Origin of the sequence: Streptomyces sp. NPDC058086 (genome assembly GCF_042885015.1) — a bacterium.
GTDB lineage: Bacteria > Actinomycetota > Actinomycetes > Streptomycetales > Streptomycetaceae > Streptomyces.
This window is the reverse complement of the sequence record NZ_JBHVST010000074.1, coordinates 37,090-56,612: the sequence shown is the minus strand read 5'-3', so window position 1 is coordinate 56,612 and position 19,523 is coordinate 37,090. Positions and strand designations below refer to the sequence as shown.

The following is a 19,523-nucleotide window of genomic DNA, read 5'->3' as shown; positions in this document are numbered from 1 at the left end:
CCCCACCCGGCCGAACACCCCCCCCCCACACCCCCCCCCCCCCACACCGCCAGGGCGCCGCCCCCCGCGCGGGGGGGGGCCCGGCCCCCCCTTGGGGGGGGAAGGACCAAAATGACGGCACTGGGGGACGGGCCCGCGTTGCTGTACGACACCGGGTCTCCGGTGCCGGGGCCGGGGGGAATCCCGGTCACCTACGAGCAGTTCGCCACGGGAAGCCTGCCGGTTGTCGGCGCCGGCGTCGAGGCGCTGCCGGTGCCTCGACTGAGCTCCGGGCTCAAACTGCACGGGGAGTACCAGGGTTCGGGCTTCACCGAACCGAAGTACATCGCGCGCCGCGGAGACGGCCAGGTCGTGCAGCTGTCACGGCTGCTGTACCTGGTCGCCTCCGCGATCGACGGCGTGAACGACATCGAGACCATCTCGCACCGGGTCAGCGCCCGCTACGGCCGCGAGCTCAGCGCCGACAATGTGCGTTTCCTGGTCGAGGAGAAACTCGACCCGCTCGGCGTCACCGTGCCGGAGGGCAAGGAGGAGGACGAGGTCTCGGCGCCGCGCTCCGACCTGCTCCTCGCCCTCAAGGGGCACCGGATCATCTTCAACGAGCGCAGGGCGGGCCGGATCGCCCGCTCGCTGGCCTGGCTGCACCGCCCCACGGTGGTCGTGCTGATGCTGGCGGCGGCCGTGGCCATGGACGTGTGGCTGTTCGGCTTCTTCGGCGCGGTGGAACCCGTACTCCAGGTTCTCGACCAGCCGGTCCTGATGCTCGTCGTGTTCGCGCTCACCGTGGCCTCGCTGGTCTTCCACGAGTTCGGCCACGCCTCGGCGTGCAGATACGGGGGCGCACGGCCGGGCTGCATCGGCTGCGGGCTCTTCCTCATCTGGCCGTCCATGTACACCGACGTGACGGACATCTACCGGATCGGCCGGGCCGGACGGCTCCGTACCGACCTGGGCGGGGTGTACTTCAACGTCGTCTTCATGCTCGGGATGGCGGGCGCGTACTTCGCCACCGGCCAGCAGTTCTTCCTGGCCACGGTCTATCTCGGGCACTTCGAGATCCTGGAGCAACTGATGCCCGCCGTCCGGCTGGACGGCTACTACATCCTGGGCGACCTCGCCGGCGTGCCGGACCTCTACGGCAAGATCAAACCGATTCTGCTCAGCACGGTGCCGGGCCGGCGCGGCAAGGCGGCGCGCGCCGAAGTCGTCGGACTCAAGAAGTCGTCCCGGACCATCATCACCACCTGGGTCCTCACCATGGTGCCGCTGCTGATCGGCGAGCTCGGGTACGCGCTGTGGAACCTGCCGCGGATCGTCGCGACGATGGTCCGCTCGCTCACGGACCAGGTCGTGGGAACCGGGGACGCCTTCGCGGGCGGTCAGGTCGCCGCGGCGCTGATGGGCGTGATCGGCTGCTTCATGCTGCTGTGCCCGATGGCCGGCGTGGTCTATCTGTCGCTCAAGATGGGCGGCCGGGTCTTCCGCGCCGCGAAGCGGTCGACGGCGGACAAGCCCGGGCTGCGGGTGGCGCTGTGCGCGCTGGCGCTGCTGGGCCTCGGCTCGCTGAGCTACGCGTGGGTGTCCGGTGTGACACCCGAGCCGCTGCCGAAGCGTCCGCCGATCGCGCCGATCCTCCAGCCCGGCGTGTCCACGGCCGAGCCGCCCGCCCGTCCCGCGACCGCGCCCCGGCCGCACACGTCACCGTCCGACACCTCGGCGGCCCTGCCGTCCGGCGCCGCGTCCTCCGGCTCCACGGCCGCCACCGCGCCGAGCACGTCGGCCTCGCCCAGCGCGGACGCCTCCGCCTCCACGTCACCCGGCGCCTCCCCGTCCACGAAGCCGACCACACCGGCCGGCGGTCCGGGCGCGACGGGTTCCGTCTCGGCCGGTCCGCCCGCGGGTCCGTCCGAGCCGCCCGGCCCGTCGCCGTCCGTCTCGTCGTCCGCACCGGCGCCCTCGACGGATCCGCCGGCGCCGACCGAATCCGTCAGCGCGACCGGCGCACCGAGCCCGGCCACCCCGTGACCGCCCTCGGCGATCACCGCCCGGTGGCCGTCGTCCCGCCGAACCACGACCGCAGGAGACCCATGTGAGTACCCATCCCAACACGCACCGCAAGCCTCGCCCAGCCGGCCGGGGTCTCTCCCAACGAGCCATGCGCATAGGCCTGTTCGCGGCCGGCGCGGCCGGTATCGCCGCGGCGGTCCCGGCCCAGGCCGCCACCGCGGCGGCGGGCTCGGTAGCCCGCCACGCCGTCGCGGAGGACCACACCTTCAGTCACGCCGACCGGGCGCATCCGACCCAGGTCAAGGACTCCTTCACCGTGCGGCAGCTCGGCACGGCGAAGGCGGTGGGTGTACGCAACCAGGCAGGCGCGGTCTCCGTCGGCTGCTCGGTCGACGCGCACTGCCGGTCGGTCGCGCTGTCCTTCCAGATCGTCACGCTGGCGGGCCAGAACACCCACCTGAACGCGGTGAACCTCAGCGACGCGACCAACGAGCACTGCAACGGCTGCCAAACCCTTGCCGGCGCCTACCAGTTCGTGGTGTCCACCGCCCGTCCGTTCACCCTGGACGCCACCGCGCAGCACAAGCTCGCCGACATCCACCGCAGGCTGGACGACCTGACCCGGTCCACCATCCCGGCCGCCGACCTCAAGACGAAGGCCGACTCGCTGGCCGCGGAGGTCACCGCCGTCCTGCACGACGCGGTGGCAGGCGCACCGAAGGCCCCGGACGCTCCCGCCGTCGCGGTCCACCGTCACCTGGACGGCTGGCCCGGCCACTGACCCAACGGCCACCATGAAGGGGTACGGCGTCACCGACCGGCAGGTGACGCCGTACCCGTGTGCCCGGCTCAGCCGGCCGTGCGCCCGGCCACCAGCCACTTCGACGGCAATTCGATCCGCGCACCGTCAGACGTGAACTCGGTTGTCACGAGCGGGAGTTCACCGCTCGCGAGGACGGTCAGGCCCGCCGCGCGGAGGTAGTCGGGGACCGCGTCGTCGGACACCACGCCGGGCGCGATGCCGTGCCGGAAGATGGGGGCCAGCTTGGGCGGCGGTCCGTCGGAGTTCTGGGCCAGGCCCATCAGGACCGGCCGGGCTGCTTCGGAGAGTTCGACGAGAAAGGCCCGGCCGCGCTCCCCCACCAGGGTGGCGAGGGCGTCCACCAGCGGCTGGCGGTCGTCCGGCTCGCACTGGTGGAGCACGCCCCGCATATAGACGTTGGCGTCGCCCAGCTCCGCGTGCAGGCTCTGCGCCTCGGTCTTCTCGGCCGCGTCGAGCCGCCGGTACGTCGCCTGGCCCGCCGGATCGGCGAGGCGGGCGTGCTCGAGCGCGGCGTCCGCGAGGTCGGCGCCGACCACATGCCGGAAGCGGTCGGCCAGGAAGCGGGTCTGGGTGCCGTTGCCGCAGCCCAGGTCCACGACCGGCAGATCGTGAGCCGACAGGTACGGCTCGAAGAGGGCGAGGTGGACGCCCGCGGTCAGTGCGGGGTCCGCGTCCCAGAAGACGGCTCCCTGCTCGTCGGGGGCCTCGCGCCAGAAGCCCTCCCAGGCCTCCCTGTACCGATGTGTCACGCTCATGCCCGCTCCCCAGGTCGCCGCCGCGGCCCGCCGAGGATGGCGGGCGGGATCGGTCTATCGTGCCGGGCGTGCGTCGACAAGCATGCGGCGCATTCCCGCACGGTTCATTTTGATCCGTGTACGCCGGTACGCGCCCCCGGGTCATCGCCTCGCGTCAGCGCCTCGGCAGGGTCAGTTCGAACCACACGGTCTTGCCGGCGCTGGTGCGGCTCGTGCCCCACTCGCGGGCCAGCGTGCTGACGATACGCAGACCGCGGCCGAACTCGTCGCCGGGGCTCGCGCTGAGCAGCGTCGGCAGGGTGTGGTCGTCGTCGGCCACCTCGCACAGCAGGGTGTCGCCGCGCACGAGCCGCAGTTCGATCCGACGGCTGTGCGTGTGCCGTACGGCGTTGGCCACCAGCTCGCCGACCATCGACTCGGCCGGGTCGGCCAGCCGGGCCAGGCCCCAGTCATGGAGCTGCTCGCGGACCACGGTGCGGGCCCGGCGGGCCTCGACCGGGTCGAGCGAGAGCCGCCACTCGGCGACGTCCTCGGGTTCGATGCCGCCCAGCCGGGCCATCAGCAGCGCCACGTCGTCCTTGCGGCCGCCACAGGTGTTGAGGGCGCGGATGATCGTGTCGCAGGCGTCGTCCATGGACGCGGCCGGGTGGGCGGCGGACTCGCAGAGCGTGGCGAGGCCGACCCCGATGTCCTCGCCGCGCACCTCGACCAGGCCGTCGGTGCACATCACGAGCCGGTCGCCGGGCGCCACCGGCACGCGTACCGCCTCGAAGGGCACGCCGCCGACCCCGATGGGCGCGCCGGTCGGCAGGTCGAGCAGTTCGCTGTGGCCGTCCTCGGCACGGACCAGGACGGGCGGGATGTGGCCCGCGTTGGCGATGTGCAGCTCGCCGACGATGGGGTCGTAGACCGCGTACAGACAGGTCGCGAGATAGTGCTCACCGAGCCGCTGGGCCAGATCGTCGAGGTTGCGCAGGAGTTGGGCGGGCGGCAGGTCGAGCGCCGCCATGGTCTGCACCGCCGTGCGCAACTGACCCATCATCGCGGCCGAGTTGAGGCCATGGCCCATCACGTCGCCGACGACAAGCGCGGTACGGGAGCCGGGCAGTTTCACCGAGTCGAACCAGTCGCCGCCGACGCGTCCCAGCAGGGTGCCGGGCAGATAGCGGGTGGCGATGTCGCAGCCGGCCATGCGGGGCGCGATGTGCGGCAGCATGCTGTCCTGGAGGGTCTCGGCGACGCTCTCCTGGTAGGTGTACATGCGCGCGTTGTCGAGGACGAGGCCCGCACGGGCCGCGAGTTCGGCGCCGGTGACCCGGTCCATGTCGTTGAACTCGACGCGCTCCGGGTGGCGCAGCAGGATCATGAACCCGAGCACCACGTTGCGGGCCTTCAGGGGCACCACCAGCATGGAGCGGTTGGTGATGAGCGGCCTGATGTCGCGCTTCTCGAACTGTGCGGCGATCATGTGCCCCATCTGCTCGCTGATGCGCGGCACGAGGACGGGTTCCCCGGTGGTCATGCACTGGAAGAACGGTGTGTGCGCGGGGAACGGCATGGCCTCGCCGACCGGCACGACGTCGTCCCAGCGGCCCGGCTCGTCGGTGTGCTCGACGGCGACGCGGTGCCACATGGTGGTCGTGTCGGGCACACCGTCGGGGAAGCCCTCACCGGCGACGACCTGTTCGCGCAGATAGGTGCCCGCCACGTCTGTGAAGCGCGGCACCACGGCCCGGCTGACCTCGAGGATCGTCTGCGCGAGGTCGAGCGAGGTACCTATGCGCCCGCTGACCTCGTTGAGGAACTCCAGGCGCTCGCGGACCGCGACGTACTCGAGGTCCTCGCCCTCCTCGTCCTGGAGCTCCTGCGGCAGGGGCTCGCCGGTGGCCGCCGCACGTACCGCCCACTCACGGCGCGCCTTGCGTTCGGCGCGCCGGGGCACGCCCCAGTCGGGAGTCACCGGCACCCGGTCGTTCTGGCTGAACTCCAGGACGGGGTAGCCCAGTTCGAGTACCTGGGAGACGATGCGGGCGCCGTCGCCCACGCTCATGCTGGGCAGGATCTCGGGCAGTCTGCGGGCCAGTTCCTCGGCGCCGGGGAAGTCGGTGTGCAGCGCGAAGCCGGGCGCGATGCGCTCGATCGCCACCTCTGCGTCCTCGTGGCGCAGCGCGTCCGCGTCGGCGGCGAGCACGAGCAGCCGCTCCGGTCCGGGGCCGACCAGCGGGTACGCCCACCACAGGACGTCCACGCGGTCCCGCTCGGGCACGGTGAGCCGGGCGCGTCCGGCGGCCGGGTAGGAGAACCGTCCGCCGAGGGAGGACTCCAGGCCGGGGCCGAGTCCGTCGTACGCCGCGTACGCCCCGTAGGGCCCGATCTCGTCCTCTTCGGGGAGCGCGCCGGAGACGGGGAGCAGGTCGACGGCGGGGCGGCCCACCGCGTCCTCCTTGGACACGCCGAACTGCCGCCGGGCGCCGGTGCTCCAGTGCGACACCAGTCCGTCGCGGTCGACGACCACCACGGCCAGCGGAATGCGCCCGGCCTCGGTGTGTTCCACCGCGTCGTCCCCAGCTCCGCGGCTGTGAGGTGCGCCCGCTTCGGTGCCACTCGCGGTGCCACTGTCCGTGCCACTGTCCGTGCCACTTGCTGTGCCGCTGTCCATGGCCGAGGCCCTTCCTCCCCACGGCTCCGCAAGATCTGTGCCGCCTTCACTACCGTACGGCTGCGGCCCGTCGCGATGTGTGGCAATACGGGAATTGACCTTTCCAGGGGGCGGCTCCGGCGCACGGGCCGCCTCCGCGAAGGTTCCCGCGGCGGCCGTTCAGTCCTCGTGGCCGAGCTGCAGATCCCGCTCCGTGCGCCCCCCACCGGCCACTTGCAGCACGGTGGCCACCGGCGGATAGCCCGCCGCGATGACGGTGTACTCGCCGGAGGACAGGTCGACGAACCGGAACGCCCCGTCCGCACCGGTGGTGAGCGTGTCCACCACGTTGCCCGCGGCGTCCAGGAGCGTCACCCGCGCGTCCTCGACGGGCCGGCCGCCGCCCGCCCGCACGGTGCCGCGCAGCACGGCGCCGCCCGCGAGTTCGACGTCCTGGCGGGTCTCGCGCGAGGCCTGCACGCTGACAGGGAGGGCGGCCGGGCGGAACGCGGGCGCGCTGGCGGCGAGGGTGTACTCGCCCGCCACCAGCTCCGTGATGACATAGCCGCCTTCGCGCCCGCTGCGGGTGGTGGCCACGACTTCCCCGTGGACGTTGGTGAGCGTGACGGTGGCGTCGCGCACGGGGGTGCCGTCCGCGGTCAGCACACTCCCGGCGAGGCGTCCCGCGCCGCCGAGGACGACGTCCAGTTCCACGGGGCGCTCGCCGATGGTCACCGAGACGGCCTGCGGCTGGTGGCCGCCCGCCGCGGCGATCAGGACGTACGACCCCGATCCGGGCGTGGACAGCGCGTACCGCCCGTCCTCGCCGCTGGCGCCCCGCCCGATCTGCTGTCCGGCGATGTCGATGAGGGTGAGCGCGGCGCGCGGCACGACGGTCCCGTCGGGGTGCTGCACGGTGCCGCAGACGGGGATCCCGGCGGCGTGGGAGGAACGGGCCTGCGGGATCGGGGCGTTCACCCGTGCGGTCTCCGGGTCGGCGATGGGGGCGTTGTGGGACACCAGCGGTTTCTCCTTGAGGAAGCAGGCGATGAGCAGGCCCAGGGCGAGCACCGGGACGAGGTAGAGGAAGATCCGCGGCATGGCGTCCGCGTAGGCGCGGATGTAGTCGTCGCGCAGGGCCTCGGGCAGGGAGTGGACGAGCTGCGGGGTGATGGACTCGGGGTCGGGCAGGCCGGTGCGCGGGGGCAGGCGGTCGGCGAGCGCGTCCGAGAGCCGATGGGCGAACAGCGTGCCGAAGACGGCGGCGCCGACGCTGCCGCCGATCTGCCGGAAGTAGTTGTTGGCGCTGGTCGCGGTGCCGAGGTCGGCGGGGCGCACGGAGTTCTGCACGGCGAGGACCAGCACCGGCATCACCATGCCGATGCCCGCGCCGAGGACGGCCATCCAGATGCTGTAGTGCAGGCGGGGCGTGTCGACTTCGAGGCGGGACAGCAGCCACATGCCGAGGACCGACAGGGCGCTGCCGAGGACTGGATAGATCTTGTAGCGGCCGGTACGGCTGATGAGCTGTCCGCAGACGATGGAGGCGCCGACGATGCCGCCCATCATGGGGAGCATGAGGAGTCCGGACTCGGTGGCGCTGGCCCCGTCGACCATCTGCAGGAAGGTCGGCAGATAGCTGGCCGCTCCGAAGAGGGCGACGCCGATGACGAGCCCCACCAGGGCGGTGGTGTTGAAGACACCGTCCTTGAACAGCCTCGGCGGGATGAGGGGTTCGGTGGCGAAGCGCTCGGCGACGAAGAAGAGGACGGTCGCGACGAGCGCGCCCGCGCCGAGCCCCATGATGACCCGTGAGCCCCAGGCGTACTCGGTGCCGCCCCAGCTGGTCAGCAGGACCAGGCAGGTCGACGCGGCGGCCAGCAGCAGCACACCGATTACGTCGACGCGTCCGCGCGCGGGGGGCCTGGGCAGCTTCAGCACGACGGTGACGACGGCCAGGGTGAGCAGGCCGAAGGGCACGTTGATGTAGAAGCACCAGCGCCAGGAGAGGTGGTCGGTGAAATAGCCGCCCAGGAGGGGCCCGGCGACCGAGGCGAGGCCGAAGGCGGCGCCGATCAGGCCCATGAAGCGGCCGCGCTCGCGGGGCGGCACGATGTCCGCGATGATCGCCTGCACGCCGATCATGAGGCCGCCCGCGCCGATGCCCTGGATCGCGCGGAAGGCGATCAGCTGGTCCATGCTCTGGGCTCGTCCCGAGCACGCCGAACCGGCCACGAAGACGACGATCGCGAACTGGAAGACGCCCTTGCGGCCGAAGAGGTCGCCGAGCTTGCCGTAGACGGGGAGTCCGACGGTGGAGGTGAGCAGATAGGCGGTGATCGCCCAGGACATTCTGCCCAGGCCGTGCAGCTCACCGACGATCTTCGGGAGCGCGGTGGCCACGATCATCTGATCGAGGGCGGCGAGCAGCAGCGCGAGCATGAGCCCGAAGAAGACCAGCCGCACCTGGCGCGGGCTCAGCCGGGCGGTCCCGGGGGCCGGTGGAGGCGAGTGCCGCGGGGGCGCGGCAGCCGGTTCGTCCTGCACCAGAGTGATCCCGCCCACGTACCGCTCCCCTCGTCGCGCCCACCGCACAATTCCCGCTTATCGCGACAACTGTGAGCAAGCGCGACGAGTTACGGCGTACCGCCGCGTCGCGAGGGGATCCACTCGAACCAGTGAGGGTGACAACGCGCCCCGGAGAGTTGCCTCTTGGGCCGTGCGGCCGTCAAAGAGGCGTGCGTCCTTGCTACTTCTGCGTCTCGGCGGCGAGCTTGTCGAGCACCAGGTCGTAGATCCTGCCGAGGCCCTTGGGCGCGAAGGTCTTCTCGAAGAAGCCGCCGATGCCGCCCGCGCCGTCCCAGACGGTGGTGACGACGACACGGGACTTGCCCTCGCCGGCCGGGGTGACCCGCCAGGTGGTGACCATGGAGGAGTTGCGGTCCTTCTCGACGAGCTCACCGTCGGTGGGCTCGGTGACCTCGAGGAGGCAGTCGCGCACGCGCTTGCTGGTGGCCTGGAGCTTCCAGTGGACGAGGGTGCCCTCGCCGTCGCCGCCCTCGCGTACCTCGTACTCGCTGAAGTGCTCGGGCAGCAGCTTCGCGCGCGTGCCGCTGTAGTCGGCCAGGGCGTCGAACACCGCCTCCGCGTCCGCCGCGATGACCCGCTCCGTCGTGGCCTCGACCTGCGCCATTGCACTTCCTCCAGCACTTGGTGACTCGGGGTGTGCGGCAAGCCAACCACCCGGCGGCCCGACCCCCCAAATCGGGGTCCCCAGGGGGCGCGGAACGGGTCCCCGCCGAGGCACGGAAGGGGCGCTCCGACGTGCGCGGAAAACCGGGTCGCACGATCAAGGGAACATGTGTTCTATTCTGTGGCCAGTGCTACCGAGGAGGCGTCATGCGCTGGGACAACCTCACAGCGGACCCCGCCGGGGACCGTGCCCGGGACGCCGCGCTGTTCGGCGCGGACGCGGTCACCACCCGTACGTTCGACAGCCCGGAGTTCCGTGGTGTCACGTTCCACGAGATCCGGGCCCGCTCGATCGTGAACCGGGTACCGGGGGCCTCGCGCATGCCCTTCGAGTGGACGGTCAACCCCTATCGGGGCTGCACACACGCGTGTGTGTACTGCTTCGCGCGCAAGACCCACAGCTATCTGGACCTCGACACGGGACTCGACTTCGACTCCCAGATCGTGGTGAAGGTCAACGCGCCGGAGCTGCTGCGCCGCCAGCTCGGCTCGCGCCGCTGGCAGGGCGAGCACATCGCGATGGGCACCAATGTCGACTGCTACCAGCGGGCCGAGGGCCGCTACCGGCTGATGCCCGGCATCATCGCGGCCCTGCGCGACCACGCGAACCCCTTCTCGATCCTGACGAAGGGCACGCTGATCCTGCGCGACCTCGACCTCCTGAAGCAGGCCTGCGAGGTCACCGACGTCGGGATCTCGGTCTCCGTGGGCTTCACGGACTCCCAGCTGTGGCGCACCGTCGAGCCGGGCACCCCGGCCCCGGAGCGCCGCCTGGACGTCGTACGCACCCTCACGGACCACGGCATCGGCTGCGGGGTCCTGATGGCCCCCGTGATCCCCTTCCTCGGCGACAGCCCGGCCCAACTGCGCGCCACCGTGCGGGCGATAGCGGCCTCCGGGGCCACCTCGGTGACCCCGCTCGTGCTGCATCTGCGGCCCGGCGCCCGGGAGTGGTTCATGGCCTGGCTGGAGCACTACCACCCGTATCTCGTACGGCGTTACGAGCGGCTGTACGCGGAGGGCGCGTACGCCCCGAAGTGGTACCAGCGCCGGATCACCCGTCAGGTCCACGAGCTGGCCCAGGAGTACGGCATCGGTCCCACGCGCGCGGGGATGCCCCGCAGGATCGCCGCGCCCGCCGAGTCCGCCGAGCCGGTGGCGCCCGCCACGCCGGAGCCGACCCAGCTCACCCTGCTCTGACCACGGCGAACGGCCGTTGCCCGGCCCGTTCCTGACGGCATCCGAGCGGATCACACGGCTCAATTGGGTCAAGACTTTCCAGAACGAGTTCTTCCGGGGCCCCTTTCCGGGACGATGCGGCGAAGGCCGTGGCGTGCACGGCTCAAAATCCTCCGTCCTCGGGAGGCTCTGTGAAGAAACGCGCAGCTGCTCTGTGCGGGGCGGCCGCCGTACTGGCCGGGATGATCACCTCGATCCCCGCCGACGCGAGCGCCGGTTCCGCGACCGCACCGCGCACCACCCTCACCACCGCGAAACCCACCTGGAAGAAGTGCGGGACCAGCAAGTATCCGACGCTCCAATGCGCGTCCCTGAAGGTGCCGCTGGACCACTCCAAGCCCCACGGCCGGCAGATCACCCTCGCCCTCTCACGCGTGCCGCACACCGCGAAGACGTACCAGGGGCCGCTGCTGGTGAACCCGGGCGGTCCCGGCGGCAGCGGGCTCTCGCTGGCCGGATTCGTCGCCTCCTCGCTGCCGAAGGCAGTGGCGGCGCAGTACGACGTCATCGGCTTCGACCCGCGCGGTGTCGGCGCCAGCAAGCCCGCCCTGGACTGCAGGCCCGGGTCCTTCAACCCGGTGCGCCCTGACTCCGTGCCCAGCACCCCCGCGATCGAGAAGGCCAACCTCGACCGCGCCAAGGCCTTCGCCAAGGCGTGCGGCGAGAAGTACGCCGACCTGCTGCCGTACATCGACACGGTGAGCGCGGTCCGGGACATGGACTCGATCCGCGCCGCGCTCGGCGCCAAGAAGATCAACTACTTCGGTTACTCGTACGGCACCTACCTGGGCGCCGTGTACGCGAAGCTCTACCCGCATCGCGTACGCCGTCTGGTGCTCGACTCCATCGTCGACCCCAGTGGTGTCTGGTACGAGGACAACATCGGCCAGGACTACGCCTTCAACGACCGCCACGAGGCGTTCATGGCCTGGGTCGCCAAGCACGACGCGACCTACCGGCTCGGCACGGACCCGGCCAAGGTCGAGGCCAAGTGGTACGCCATGCGGGGGGCGCTCGCAAAGAACCCCGCAGGCAACAAGGTGGGCGCCTCCGAACTGGAGGACACCTTCATCCCGGGCGGCTACTACAACGGCTACTGGCCCTCCCTCGCCGGGGCGTTCGCGGCCTACGTGAACGACAAGAAGACGGCCCCGCTCGTCGCGGCCTACGAGAACCTCGGCGCCATCAACGCCTCCGGCGACAACGGCTACAGCATCTACACCGCGGTGCAGTGCCGTGACGCGTCCTGGCCGCGCGACTGGAACCAGTGGCGCAAGGACAACTGGGCGGTGTACGGCAAGGCGCCGTTCATGGCCTGGAACAACGCCTGGTACAACGCGCCGTGCGCGTTCTGGCCGACGAAGACGCTGCGGCCGGTGAACATCGCCAACAAGGCGCTGCCGCCGACGCTGCTCTTCCAGGCCACGAACGACGCGGCCACTCCCTACGAGGGCGGCGTGACGGTCCACCACCTACTGCGCGGCTCCAGCCTGGTGGTCGAGCAGGGGGGCGGGAACCACGGCATCACGCTGAGCGGGAACGCCTGCCTGGACAAGTACCTGGCGGCGTACCTCACCAACGGCAAGGTGCCGCACGGCAGCGGCGTGGCCGACGCGGTGTGCAAGAAGCTGCCGGACCCGGAGCCGAAGAGCACGAAGGCTGCGTTGTCCACCACCTCGGGCGGTGCGTCCTCGGCGGGCGCGACGCTGCACGGGCTGCTCGGCCACCGCGGCTGAGCACGCCCTGACGGCCCGTCGGGGGCGTTGTCAGACCCATGGTCCACCATGGACGCATGAGTGAGCTGACCCGCATTCCCGCCCCCGACGGGGTCGCCCCCGCCGCCGCGTACTCGCATGTCGTCCTCGGTACGGGCCGCTTCGTCGCGGTCTCGGGGCAGCTCGCCCTGGACGAGGACGGCAAGCTCGTCGGCGCGGGCGACGCGGCGGCGCAGGCCCGCCAGGTGTTCGAGAACCTGCGCCGCTGTCTGGCCGCCGCCGGGGCGACCTTCGACGACGTCGTCAAACTCACCTTCTTCGTCACGGACATGGCCCATATGCCGGCTGTCCGCGCGGCCCGCGACGCCCACATACCCGCGGACCGCCTCCCGGCCGCGTCGGCGGTCCAGGTCGCCGCGCTGGTCCGCCCCGAGTTTCTGATGGAGATCGAGGCGTACGCGGTGGTGGGCGAGTGGGCACACTCCCGGTCCGGATCCGGGAGATGGTCCTCTCGGACTGCGAGCGGGTGGCCGAGATCCGTATCCGCGGCTGGCAGACCGCGTACCGGGGGCTGATGCCCGAGGCGTACCTCGACGCGCTCAGCGTGGCCGAGGACGCGGCCCGGCGGCGCGAGCGTTTCGGGCGGGGCGGCGGCGCGGTCGTGAACCTGGTCGCCGAGCGGGACGGCGAGGTGATCGGCTGGGCCTGCCACGGCCCGTACCGGGACGACGAAGCCCGCGGCGACGACGTCGGGTCGGCCGAGATGTACGCGATCTACGTCGACCCCGAGCGGGTCGGGGCCGGGGTGGGCCGCGCACTTCTCACGGAATCGATCGCCCGCTGCACCGCCGCGGGGCACGCGCGGATGCTGCTGTGGGTCCTCAAGGGAAACACCGGGGCACGCCGGTTCTACGCACGGGCCGGGTTCGGTCCCGACGGTGGCGAGGAGCCGTTCGAGGTGGACGGTGTCGCCGTGCCCGAGGTCCGGTACGCCCGCACCCTCACGCGCCCCGGCGCCGACACCGGGGCACTCCCGTAGCGCGGGAACTCTTTGCGGTTCCGACCGTTCCCGTGCGGACATCACGGACTACGCTCGAAGGGCCGGGTCCGGAGCGCGACGACACGGTGAGCACGGTCGACGAGGCGCTGCGGGAGGCGGCCCGTCGGCCGACCGCCGTGTCACCCGGGCAGTCGGGCCAGCGCGTGCACCGCCGCCTCGGCGAGTGCCGGATGGGCGAGCGCCTCGTTCAGGACGGGTCTCGCACGTATGTCCCCCAGCGCCCCGAGCCCCTCCACACAGGCCAGGGCGACTCTGCGGTAGGGGTCGTGGGGGCGCAGCCTGCGCCCCAGGGTGGTGATCAGCGACGGTACGGCCTCGGGGGCGCGCAGCTCGACCAGGAGCCGTACGGGATGCAGCGCGTAGGCGACGCGCAGTTCGTTGGTGGCGAGCGCGGCGGCCGCGCGGGCCGTGCGCGGATCGCCGAGCCGGGCGAGCGCGTGTGCCGCGGACGCGCAGCGCTGCGGGTCGCGGTGGTTCAGCAGCAGGACGAGCGCCTCGAAGGCCCGCCGGTCCCCGGCGAGTCCGAGCCGGAAGGCGCCCAACTCCCGTGCCCACAAGGGCTGTCCGGGCGCGGTCAGCGCGGCCGCAAGCACATCCGGGTCCTCGGTCGCCACGAGTCGCTCGTACGCCGGCGAAGCCCCCGCCTCGTTTCGTAGACGCTCCGTGAGTGATCGCAACTCTTCGTCCATGAAACCGAGCCTAGGCGCGGCCCCCATGACTCCGGGACGTACATCACAAACTCGGGGGCTGGCGCGCTCGTTACCGGCGAGTTAAGCTCAGACGAGCGAGTTACCCACTCGCGTCTTGCTTGCGGTGGCCTGGTGACGCAGCCACCGTGAGAGCAGTCGGTTCGGTACCTCAGGTACCTCAGTACGACATGGCTCCGGGACAGGGCCGGTCGGCTTCACCGTTCCCTGGGTGCGCCCTCGCGGGCACCCCCCTTCGGACGGCACCGGGCGTGTGCGCTAGTCAGCCCGGCAACACCCGCACTCTCCGCACTCTCCGCACTCCGTGCGCCTCCTGGGCGTACCTGCGTGCGCTCCTCAGTCGTCACCCTCTTTCTGGAGTCCCGCGATGGCAACTCCCCTGTCCGACACCCCTCTGTCCCCGCTCAAGACCGTTGCCGTCGTCGGCCTCGGCACGATGGGCATCGGCATCGCCGAGGTCCTCGTCCGGGCCGGCCGCGACGTCATCGGCATCGACATCAGCGAGGCCGCGGCCACCCAGGCCGTCTCCGCCCTCGAAGCCTCCACCGCCCGCGCCGTGCGACGCGAGCGTCTCAGCGAGCAGGAGCGCGCCGACGCCCTGGCCCGCTTCCGCGCCTTCACCGACCTCGAGGCCGCCGCCGACGCCGATCTGGTCATCGAGGTGACCCCGGAGTCGTACGACATCAAGCAGCAGGTCTTCCGCGCGCTGGACGGCATCGTGCGTCCGGACACCATCCTGGCCACCGGCACCAACGCCCTCTCGGTGACGCGCCTGGCCGCCGACTCGGCCCGCCCCGAGCGTGTGCTCGGCCTGCACTTCTTCAACCCGGCCCCGGCGATGAAGCTGGTCGAGGTCGTGTCGTCCGTGCTGACCGCGCCCACGGCCGTGAGCGCGGTCACCAACCTCGCACTCGACCTCGGCAAGGAGCCCGTCGCGGTCGGCGACCGCCCCGGTTTCGTCGCCGACGGGCTGCTGTTCGGCTACCTCAACCAGGCCGCCGCGATGTACGAGGCCAAGTACGCCTCACGCGAGGACATCGACGCCGCGATGAAGCTCGGCTGCGGGCTGCCCATGGGCCCGCTCGCGCTGCTCGACCTGATCGGTGTCGACACCGCGCGCACGGTCCTGGAGGCCATGTACGCCGAGTCCCGCGACCGGCTGCACGCCCCCGCGCCCATCCTCAAGCAGCTCAGCGAGGCGGGCCTGACCGGCCGCAAGTCGGGGCGCGGCTTCTACTCCTACGAGGCGCCCGGCAGCGCGACGGTCGTGCGGGACGCGCTGACCCCCCTCTCCGGCGGCCCCGAGGTCCCCGGCCGCACGGTCCGCTCCGTCGGCGTCGCGGGCTCGGGGACCATGGCGTCCGGCATCGCCGAGGTCTTCGCGAAGGCCGGGTACGAGGTCGTCCTCGCCGCCCGCACCGAGGAGAAGGCACAGGCGGCGAAGGCCCGCATCGGCAAGTCCCTGGCCCGCTCGGTCGACAAGGGCCGGATGACCGCGGAGGCCGCCGCGAGCACCCTGGACCTGATCGTCCCGGCGGGCTCGTACGACGCCTTCGCCGACGTCGATCTCGCTCTGGAGGCGGTGGCCGAGGACCTGGAGGTCAAGCAGCAGCTGTTCGGGGTGTTCGACAAGGTCTGCAAGCCCGGCGCGATCCTCGCCACGACCACCTCCTCGCTGCCCGTCGTCGCCTGCGCCCGTGCCACCTCACGCCCCCAGGACGTGATCGGCATGCACTTCTTCAACCCGGCCCCGGCGATGAAGCTGGTCGAGGTGGTCCGGACCGTCCTGACCGCGGACGACGTGCACGCCACGGTCCGCGAGCTGTGCGGGAAGATCCGCAAGCACCCGGTGGACTGCGGTGACCGGGCCGGATTCATCGTGAACGCGCTGCTTTTCCCGTACCTGAACAACGCGATCAAGATGGTCCAGGAGCACTACGCCACCCTCGACGACATCGACGCCGCGATGAAGCTGGGCGGCGGCTACCCGATGGGGCCGTTCGAACTCCTCGACGTCGTCGGTCTTGACGTCTCGCTCGCCATCGAGAAGGTGCTGCACCGCGAGTTCCGCGACCCGGGTCTCGCCCCCGCGCCGCTCCTGGAGCACCTGGTGGCCGCGGGCTGCCTCGGCCGCAAGACGGGCCGCGGCTTCCGCGAATATGCCCGCCGCTGAGCGTCCCGGCGACCGGCTGTGCGACACCGCCGACTGGGGCGGACTGCTCGGCCCGGCCGCAGGCCCCTCGCCCGTCGAGGGCGGGGGGTTCCCCGGACATGCGCGCTCCCCTGCGCACATGCAGTACGTTCGGGTCATGTCCCAGCCCGCCAAGTCCTCACGTACACCAGCCACGCCCGACGCTCCGGAGAGCGCCGCGGGCAGTCGCGCCGCCGCCCAACGGCTCAAGATGCGCCGAGAACTGGCGGCCGCGGCCATGGAGCTGTTCGCGACCAAGGGGTACGAGGCGACCACCGTCGACGAGATCGCGGCCCGGGCCGGGGTGGCCCGCCGCACGTTCTTCCGCCACTTCCGCTCCAAGGAAGAGGCGATCTTCCCCGATCACGACGACACCCTGATCCGCGCGGAGGCGGTCCTCAACGCGGCTCCGGCGCACGAGCACCCGCTCGACACGGTGTGCCGCGGCATCAAGGAAGTCATGACGATGTACGCGGCCCAGCCCGAGATCTCCGTCTCGCGCTACAAGCTGACCCGCGAGGTACCCACGCTCCGGGAGGCCGAGATCGCCTCCGTGGCCCGCTACGAGCGGCTCTTCACCCGCTATCTCCTGGGCCACTTCGACGAGCACGCGCACGACGACGACGCCAACGACGATCCGCTGCTCGCGGAGGTCGCCGCGTCCGCCGTGGTCACGGCGCACAACCATGTCCTGCGACGCTGGCTGCGGGCGGGGGGCCAAGGTGACGTCGAGGCGCAGCTGGACCACGCCTTCTCCATCGTCCGCAAGACCTTCGGGACGGGGATCGGGGCCGGTCGAGAAGCCACGCCCCGTACTGCGCCGGCGTCCGCGTTCACCGAGGGCGACGTTCTGGTGACCGTGGCCCGGGTCGACGCGCCGTTGGACCAGGTCATGCGGACCATCGAGCAGGCGCTGCGGGAAAGGTCGTAGAGCGCGGGGAGGCCGGTCATCGGCTGCGGGGACGCGAGCCGGCCGGGCACGGTCCACGAGGCGTCGTACGGGGTGCTGCGCACTCGCAGGCCCGCGACACGCGGAAGCCCCGCTGTCCGGGTTGCGCGAGCGTGAGAGTGCCGGTGTGGGGGCGCGTACGGGGGTGAAGCCGGCGCCGCGGCGGCGGACGGGCGCTGCGAGTCGTGGGCCGAAAAGTGCCGTCCTCAGGCCGGTACGCCCTTCTGGTCCCGTCGCCCGCACCCCAGGCTCCGCCGCCGAGCGCCCCTCGTCATCGACCGCCCGGCGCTCTCGATGCCCGGCGCTCCCGGAGATGCCCCGCCGCCCCCTGCAACGCCGACGCGCCCCGGCCTCACCCCCGCACCGGCACCCTCACACCGCGCCACCGACACCAGGTGTTCTCCGAAGCGGCCCGCCGCCCCGCCCTTCCGGCCCGCGGACCGGCCCCTCCATACCGCCCCTGACCAGTGCGTTTTGATCGATCATCGGTCGATCTGATCGATCATCGCTCACGTGTTACGTAAAGATTTCACCTGAGCGAAACTCATGGCACTCCGTGCCTTGCACGGTGACACGGCGTGCCATACGTTGATGTTGTCCGGGCGGCCGGCGTGCAGAGACCTTTCGTACGCCGGCTGTCCCCGCAAGCCTCCCCCAGGCTCCGCCCGGGGGTACCCCCAGGCGAGCGCGCCCGGACGCCTGCGTCACAGGCAACCTTTTGCGCCAACCCGGCGCTGCCACCGCACCACCCCCTCCGCCGAACCGACGGCACACCCCTCACTCCCAGCAGCAGTACCGACGTAACCCTCAGCGTCTTCCCTCAAGACGCTCATCGCCGGAGGCAACACCGTGAAGGAAATCCTGGACGCGATTCAGTCGCAGACGGCCACGTCTGCCGACTTCGCCGCTCTTCCGCTCCCCGAGTCGTACCGCGCGATCACCGTGCACAAGGACGAGACGGAGATGTTCGCGGGGCTCAGCACCCGCGACAAGGACCCCCGCAAGTCGATCCACCTGGACGACGTGCCGGTGCCGGAGCTCGGCCCGGGCGAGGCCCTGGTGGCCGTGATGGCCTCTTCCGTCAACTACAACTCGGTCTGGACCTCGATCTTCGAGCCGATGTCGACCTTCGGTTTCCTGGAGCGCTACGGCAGGCTCAGCGAGCTCACCAAGCGCCACGACCTGCCGTACCACATCATCGGTTCCGACCTCGCGGGCGTCGTCCTGCGCACCGGCCCCGGCGTCAACGCCTGGAAGCCCGGTGACGAGGTCGTCGCGCACTGCCTGTCCGTCGAGCTGGAGTCCAGCGACGGGCACAACGACACGATGCTCGACCCCGAGCAGCGCATCTGGGGCTTCGAGACCAACTTCGGCGGCCTCGCCGAGATAGCCCTCGTCAAGTCCAACCAGCTGATGCCCAAGCCCGACCACCTGTCGTGGGAGGAGGCCGCCGCTCCCGGGCTCGTGAACTCCACCGCGTACCGGCAGCTGGTGTCGAGGAACGGCGCCGGCATGAAGCAGGGCGACAACGTCCTGATCTGGGGCGCGAGCGGCGGGCTCGGCTCGTACGCCACGCAGTTCGCGCTCGCCGGTGGCGCCAACCCCATCTGTGTCGTCAGCAGCGAGCAGAAGGCGGACATCTGCCGGGCGATGGGCGCCGAGGCGATCATCGACCGAACCGCCGAGGGCTACAAGTTCTGGAAGGACGAGCACAACCAGGACCCGAAGGAGTGGAAGCGGTTCGGCAAGCGCATCCGTGAGCTGACGGGCGGCGAGGACGTCGACATCGTCTTCGAGCACCCGGGCCGCGAGACCTTCGGCGCCTCCGTCTACGTCACCCGCAAGGGCGGCACCATCGTCACCTGTGCCTCGACCTCGGGCTACAACCACGAGTACGACAACCGCTACCTGTGGATGTCCCTGAAGCGCATCATCGGCTCGCACTTCGCCAACTACCGCGAGGCCTGGGAGGCCAACCGGCTGGTCGCCAAGGGCAAGATCCACCCGACGCTCTCCAAGGTGTACTCCCTGGAGGAGACCGGGCAGGCCGCGTACGACGTCCACCGCAACCTCCACCAGGGCAAGGTCGGCGTGCTCGCGCTGGCGCCCCGCGAGGGCCTGGGCGTGCGCGACGAGGAGAAGCGTGCCCAGCACATCGACGCCATCAACCGCTTCCGGAACGTCTGA

The 19,523-nt window shown here is 71.4% G+C and carries 13 protein-coding genes and 1 pseudogene; 9 read left to right on the top strand and 5 right to left on the bottom strand.

Translation table 11 applies throughout. The annotated features are described in order from the left end of the window. Positions 1 to 111 precede the first annotated feature (111 nt). Complete coding sequence (locus tag ACFVWD_RS39895) at positions 112 to 2,025, top strand: hypothetical protein (RefSeq protein ID WP_389602874.1); 1,914 nt, start codon at positions 112 to 114, stop codon at positions 2,023 to 2,025. Positions 2,026 to 2,089: 64 nt separating this feature from the next. Next, the gene (locus ACFVWD_RS39890; RefSeq protein WP_389602873.1) at positions 2,090 to 2,788 is read left to right on the top strand and encodes a hypothetical protein; all 699 of its coding nucleotides are present in this window, start codon (positions 2,090 to 2,092) and stop codon (positions 2,786 to 2,788) included. A gap of 68 nt (positions 2,789 to 2,856) precedes the next feature. Here the strand turns inward: ACFVWD_RS39890 and ACFVWD_RS39885 are convergent, their stop codons facing one another. From ACFVWD_RS39885 to ACFVWD_RS39870, 4 genes are all read right to left on the bottom strand, one after another. Beyond that, the gene (locus tag ACFVWD_RS39885) at positions 2,857 to 3,585 is read right to left on the bottom strand and encodes a class I SAM-dependent methyltransferase (RefSeq protein WP_389602872.1); all 729 of its coding nucleotides are present in this window, start codon (positions 3,583 to 3,585) and stop codon (positions 2,857 to 2,859) included. A gap of 154 nt (positions 3,586 to 3,739) precedes the next feature. Beyond that, positions 3,740 to 6,244 (bottom strand): SpoIIE family protein phosphatase, encoded by a 2,505-nt coding sequence (locus ACFVWD_RS39880; RefSeq protein ID WP_389602871.1) that lies wholly within the window; start codon positions 6,242 to 6,244, stop codon positions 3,740 to 3,742. 159 nt (positions 6,245 to 6,403) lie between these two features. Further along, positions 6,404 to 8,788 (bottom strand): MFS transporter, encoded by a 2,385-nt coding sequence (locus ACFVWD_RS39875; protein WP_389602870.1) that lies wholly within the window; start codon positions 8,786 to 8,788, stop codon positions 6,404 to 6,406. A 184-nt stretch (positions 8,789 to 8,972) separates the two neighbouring features. After that, entirely contained in the window at positions 8,973 to 9,416 is a 444-nt protein-coding gene (locus ACFVWD_RS39870; RefSeq protein ID WP_101401831.1) for an SRPBCC family protein, read from the bottom strand. A 206-nt stretch (positions 9,417 to 9,622) separates the two neighbouring features. Between ACFVWD_RS39870 and ACFVWD_RS39865 the strand changes: the two genes are divergently transcribed. From ACFVWD_RS39865 to ACFVWD_RS39850, 4 genes and pseudogenes are all read left to right on the top strand, one after another. Continuing rightward, the gene (locus ACFVWD_RS39865) at positions 9,623 to 10,675 is read left to right on the top strand and encodes an Rv2578c family radical SAM protein (protein ID WP_389602869.1); all 1,053 of its coding nucleotides are present in this window, start codon (positions 9,623 to 9,625) and stop codon (positions 10,673 to 10,675) included. 170 nt (positions 10,676 to 10,845) lie between these two features. After that, a complete protein-coding gene (locus tag ACFVWD_RS39860; protein WP_389602868.1) occupies positions 10,846 to 12,450 on the top strand; it encodes an alpha/beta hydrolase in 1,605 nt (534 codons plus the stop codon). A gap of 56 nt (positions 12,451 to 12,506) precedes the next feature. Beyond that, positions 12,507 to 12,896: pseudogene (locus ACFVWD_RS39855) on the top strand (RidA family protein); the annotation flags it as partial. Positions 12,897 to 12,931: 35 nt separating this feature from the next. Beyond that, complete coding sequence (locus ACFVWD_RS39850) at positions 12,932 to 13,468, top strand: GNAT family N-acetyltransferase (protein WP_389602867.1); 537 nt, start codon at positions 12,932 to 12,934, stop codon at positions 13,466 to 13,468. Positions 13,469 to 13,608: 140 nt separating this feature from the next. Here ACFVWD_RS39850 and ACFVWD_RS39845 read toward each other — a convergent pair whose 3' ends face one another. Continuing rightward, positions 13,609 to 14,178: an adenylosuccinate lyase gene (locus ACFVWD_RS39845; protein ID WP_389602866.1), complete on the bottom strand. Its 570-nt coding sequence runs from the start codon at positions 14,176 to 14,178 to the stop codon at positions 13,609 to 13,611. A gap of 385 nt (positions 14,179 to 14,563) precedes the next feature. Between ACFVWD_RS39845 and ACFVWD_RS39840 the strand changes: the two genes are divergently transcribed. The 3 genes from ACFVWD_RS39840 to ccrA all read left to right on the top strand — a co-directional run bounded on the left by ACFVWD_RS39840 (position 14,564) and on the right by ccrA (position 19,523). Then, the gene (locus ACFVWD_RS39840) at positions 14,564 to 16,369 is read left to right on the top strand and encodes a 3-hydroxyacyl-CoA dehydrogenase family protein (protein ID WP_389602865.1); all 1,806 of its coding nucleotides are present in this window, start codon (positions 14,564 to 14,566) and stop codon (positions 16,367 to 16,369) included. Positions 16,370 to 16,505: 136 nt separating this feature from the next. Further along, the gene (locus tag ACFVWD_RS39835) at positions 16,506 to 17,318 is read left to right on the top strand and encodes a TetR family transcriptional regulator (protein WP_355488256.1); all 813 of its coding nucleotides are present in this window, start codon (positions 16,506 to 16,508) and stop codon (positions 17,316 to 17,318) included. 867 nt (positions 17,319 to 18,185) lie between these two features. After that, entirely contained in the window at positions 18,186 to 19,523 is a 1,338-nt protein-coding gene (gene ccrA / locus ACFVWD_RS39830) for a crotonyl-CoA carboxylase/reductase (protein WP_389602864.1), read from the top strand.

Coding starts and splice junctions, on each gene's coding strand:
- ACFVWD_RS39895 (WP_389602874.1), top strand. CDS start 112: ATGACGGCACTGGGGGACGGGCCCGCGTTGCTGTACGACACCGGGTCT.
- ACFVWD_RS39870 (WP_101401831.1), bottom strand. CDS start 9,416: ATGGCGCAGGTCGAGGCCACGACGGAGCGGGTCATCGCGGCGGACGCG.
- ACFVWD_RS39865 (WP_389602869.1), top strand. CDS start 9,623: ATGCGCTGGGACAACCTCACAGCGGACCCCGCCGGGGACCGTGCCCGG.
- ACFVWD_RS39850 (WP_389602867.1), top strand. CDS start 12,932: ATGGTCCTCTCGGACTGCGAGCGGGTGGCCGAGATCCGTATCCGCGGC.
- ACFVWD_RS39880 (WP_389602871.1), bottom strand. CDS start 6,244: ATGGACAGCGGCACAGCAAGTGGCACGGACAGTGGCACGGACAGTGGC.
- ACFVWD_RS39885 (WP_389602872.1), bottom strand. CDS start 3,585: ATGAGCGTGACACATCGGTACAGGGAGGCCTGGGAGGGCTTCTGGCGC.
- ACFVWD_RS39845 (WP_389602866.1), bottom strand. CDS start 14,178: ATGGACGAAGAGTTGCGATCACTCACGGAGCGTCTACGAAACGAGGCG.
- ACFVWD_RS39840 (WP_389602865.1), top strand. CDS start 14,564: ATGGCAACTCCCCTGTCCGACACCCCTCTGTCCCCGCTCAAGACCGTT.
- ACFVWD_RS39835 (WP_355488256.1), top strand. CDS start 16,506: ATGTCCCAGCCCGCCAAGTCCTCACGTACACCAGCCACGCCCGACGCT.